The sequence below is a fragment of the Bacillus sp. AP50 genome, from assembly GCF_040492675.1.
GTDB lineage: Bacteria > Bacillota > Bacilli > Bacillales > Bacillaceae_G > Bacillus_A > Bacillus_A cereus.
Map to the genome: position 1 here is coordinate 1 of NZ_JBEUTW010000114.1, position 3,610 is coordinate 3,610.

Here is a 3,610-nt window from a genome sequence, read left to right on the forward strand (position 1 = left end):
ATGTAACGAAGTGTTACTTTTTTGTAACAAAAAAGTAACACTGTAATTTTTTCTGGAAAAAAGTTCTTGTGCTCGTATATGAAAAATATATGAAAACCACTGGAGATTGTATGAGAAATACATTTTATTAATATGGAAATTTATGTTACAACTCGTTAATCGTATATTACGAATGCTTTGTAATTGTGTGATTTCTAAAAATTCTAAAAATCTGTTGCTATAATGAGGTATAGCAACAGCAGCAGTTTTTGGTCTTGGGATTTTTGCGGGTTCTGCTAAAGCGGAAACAATTGTAACAACAGACGTATTAAATGTTAGAGAAAACCCAAATGTAGAGTCAAAGCTTGTAGGTAAAGTGTTAAGTGGGAATACACTAGATGTTATAAATACAGAAAATGGATGGACAAAAATTAAGTTGAACGGTAAGGAAGCGTTTGTAAGTGCCGATTTTACAAAGAGCACATATTATGTAACGGCGGGCGTATTAAATGTTCGTGCTGGAGCGAATACTGATTCTGAAATTTTAGGTAAACTTAATAAAAATGATGTGATTGAAACGACGAATCAAGTTCAAAATGAATGGTTACAATTCGACTACAATGGAAAAGTTGGATATGTTCACGTGCCATTTTTAACAGGAACAGCCCCTGTAATCGAAAAGAAAGAGGTTGTAGCTCAAGAAGAAGCGCCAGCTAGAACAAATACGCCGGTTAAAAATAATACAGTAGTTAAGAATAAAGAGTCTGTTAAGAGTAACGATTCTATTAAGAATGTAGAATCAAGTAAACCTGTGGTAAAAGAAAAACCGGCTGCAAAACCAGTTGCAAAATCTACTGAAACAAGTGCGCCTACTGGTGGTCGTGAAATTACAGTAGAAGCGACGGCATATACAGCAGATCCGAGTGAGAATGGTTCGTATGGTGGTCGTGTATTAACTGCAATGGGGCATGATTTAACAGCAAATCCAAATATGAAAGTAATTGCTGTTGATCCGAAAGTAATTCCGCTTGGATCAAAAGTATGGGTAGAAGGATATGGAGAAGCGATTGCTGGAGACACTGGTGGTGCGATTAAAGGAAATCGTATTGATGTATTAGTCGGTTCAGATGGTAGTGCTAATAGCTGGGGGCGCAAATCTGTAAAAGTGAAAGTTATACAATAGGTTATCGATATTAATATAAAAAGCGGTTGCTTGAAATTATGTAAGCAGCCGCTTTTTATGGATTATTGAAATGGATAAATAGTTTTACCTGTAATAATTTTATATGCACTGCAAAATTGCGTTTGTATATATTCTGTATTTTTATTTTCTGGATGTAATGTTGTTTCATGGAGGGTAGAATGAAAAGCCCGTAGTAAACAATTTAGGGCGAAGTATAATTCCTCTTGTGAACAATTTTGTTCTTTTATAGAAGTAGCTAAAATGAGGTCTTTTGTCAAAGATGAAAAATTGATGGTGGATTGTTTCATAGTTAACTCATCCTCTCGAAACTATTTTTATCATGTATATGCAGAATTGGACAAACTATGTTCTTTTTTCTGTATAATTTCATGTACCGAAATGAAAGAACTTGCAATCATGCCGTTAAAATTGGTAAGATTGGGTATAATCAATAGATGGAGTATATTACATAAAGAGAGTTGAATGATATGGGAGAAGTGCAACGTGAAAAAGTTGCTGTCATCATTGGACCAACTGCTGTTGGAAAGACGAAGTTAAGTATCAATCTTGCCAAAGCGTTGAACGGTGAAATTATTAGTGGTGATTCCATGCAGATCTATCGAACGATGGATATTGGAACTGCAAAGGTAACAAAAGCAGAGATGGACGGAATTCCACATTATATGATCGATATAAAAAATCCGGAAGATTCATTTTCTGTCGCGGAATTTCAAGAACGTGTTCGCAAGCATATTCGAGAAATTACAGAACGTGGTAAATTACCAATTATAGTTGGTGGGACCGGTCTTTATATACAATCTGTTTTATTCGATTATCAGTTTACAGATGATGCTGGTGATGTGATATACCGAGAGCAAATGGAAAAGTTAGCTTTAGAACGCGGTGTGGAATATGTACATAAAAAATTGCAAGAAGTAGATCCAGAAAGTGCGGAGCGTATTCATGCAAATAATGTACGACGTGTCATTCGGGCGTTAGAAATTTTTCGCACAACGGGTGAAAAAATGAGTGAACAAATTGAGAAACAAGAAAAAGAGTTACTCTATGATGTTTCATTAATTGGCTTGACAATGGATCGAGAAATGCTATACGATCGCATTAACTTACGAGTGGATTTGATGATGGAACAAGGCCTATTAGAGGAAGTAGAAGGGCTGTATAATAGAGGGATACGAGATTGTCAATCTATTCAAGCGATTGGATATAAAGAAATCTATGATTATTTTGAGAATCGAGTTTCTTTAGAAGATGCGGTATCACAATTAAAGACGAATTCGCGTCGTTATGCAAAGCGTCAATTAACGTGGTTCCGTAATAAAATGGATGTCACGTGGTTTGATGTTACAAACGGTGAAAAAACGTCAGAAATTTTACGATACATAGAAGGAAAGTTACAAGTAAAGTCGAATAATAGTAAGTAGAGAAAAAGAGGAGGATTCGACATGAAGCAATCAATCAATATTCAAGATCAGTTTTTAAATCAACTCCGTAAAGAAAATACGTTTGTTACGCTGTACTTATTAAATGGTTTCCAGCTTCGTGGACTAATTAAAGGATTTGATAATTTTACAGTCCTGCTGGAAACAGAAGGTAAGCAACAGCTTATTTATAAACATGCAATTTCTACATTTGTACCACAAAAAAATGTTTCAATTGAATTAGAATAGTAATGAATTATTGTACATAACAAAAAAGAGCGAGTTTCCGCGCTCTTTTTTTATTTGTCATAAACAATATATAGTGAAATTTAAGCGATTCTAAATACAGTAAGGCGGATGTTAGTATTTCCTGTTGCAGGGATCGTAATCTCATTAAGTGTAGATTGGACAGAGATTCTTGCACCAGCTGCTAATGTTTCTATTGTAGTAAATGAAAGTGAGTCGCCTATTAAATTTGAAGAGAAATTATCAGTTGCGACTGCTCCATTAATTGAAATTCCTACTCCGAGTGGAGCGCATCCTGGCGCAGTTGTAGAAATGGATACGCTAATTACATAAATACCACCGTTAATAACAGTAACTGTATCTGTGCCGTTGAAGATAATATTGTTTACGTTAATTGCAGTACTAAAAATAAAATTATTAAATTGCAGTACTGTTTGCTGAATATTGTTTGTTACAACAATTGTTGCTATAGGGAAGCTAGGTCCAGTAGGCCCAGTAGGTCCGGTAGGTCCACCAGAAGGTCCAGTAGGTCCAGTAACTCCTATGCCAGTAGCGCCGGTAGCACCCGTTGGTCCTTGAATGCCTTGAGGCCCGGTAGCGCCTGTGTTACCTTGATCCAGTGGCACCAGTAGCACCTGTGTTACCTTGAGCACCTTGAGGTCCAGTAGCGCCTGTGTTACCTTGAACACCTTGAGGTCCAGTAGCACCTGTGTTACCTTGAACACCTTGAGGTCCAGTGGCACCAGTAGCACCTGTGTTACCT

Annotated in this window: 4 protein-coding genes and 1 pseudogene; 3 read left to right on the top strand and 2 right to left on the bottom strand. The window is 36.5% G+C overall.

The features are described from left to right. Positions 1 to 229 precede the first annotated feature (229 nt). Complete coding sequence (gene entD, locus ABWK52_RS10235; protein ID WP_218013375.1) at positions 230 to 1,162, top strand: cell wall-binding protein EntD; 933 nt, start codon at positions 230 to 232, stop codon at positions 1,160 to 1,162. A gap of 62 nt (positions 1,163 to 1,224) precedes the next feature. On the opposite strand, the gene ABWK52_RS10240 is transcribed toward entD, so the two are convergent. Beyond that, a complete protein-coding gene (locus ABWK52_RS10240) occupies positions 1,225 to 1,470 on the bottom strand; it encodes a hypothetical protein (RefSeq protein ID WP_000814426.1) in 246 nt (81 codons plus the stop codon). 180 nt (positions 1,471 to 1,650) lie between these two features. On the opposite strand from ABWK52_RS10240, the gene miaA reads away from it, so the two are divergent. Together miaA and hfq are read left to right on the top strand one after the other, a co-directional pair. Then, positions 1,651 to 2,604: a tRNA (adenosine(37)-N6)-dimethylallyltransferase MiaA gene (miaA, locus tag ABWK52_RS10245; protein WP_000504958.1), complete on the top strand. Its 954-nt coding sequence runs from the start codon at positions 1,651 to 1,653 to the stop codon at positions 2,602 to 2,604. 21 nt (positions 2,605 to 2,625) lie between these two features. After that, on the top strand, positions 2,626 to 2,850 hold the full coding sequence (gene hfq, locus ABWK52_RS10250) for an RNA chaperone Hfq (RefSeq protein WP_000813896.1): 225 nt from the start codon (positions 2,626 to 2,628) through the stop codon (positions 2,848 to 2,850). 80 nt (positions 2,851 to 2,930) lie between these two features. Here hfq and ABWK52_RS10255 read toward each other — a convergent pair. After that, positions 2,931 to 3,610, bottom strand: a pseudogene (locus tag ABWK52_RS10255) (Gly-Xaa-Xaa repeat protein); the annotation flags it as partial.

Coding starts and splice junctions, on each gene's coding strand:
- ABWK52_RS10240 (WP_000814426.1), bottom strand. CDS start 1,470: ATGAAACAATCCACCATCAATTTTTCATCTTTGACAAAAGACCTCATT.
- hfq (WP_000813896.1), top strand. CDS start 2,626: ATGAAGCAATCAATCAATATTCAAGATCAGTTTTTAAATCAACTCCGT.
- miaA (WP_000504958.1), top strand. CDS start 1,651: ATGGGAGAAGTGCAACGTGAAAAAGTTGCTGTCATCATTGGACCAACT.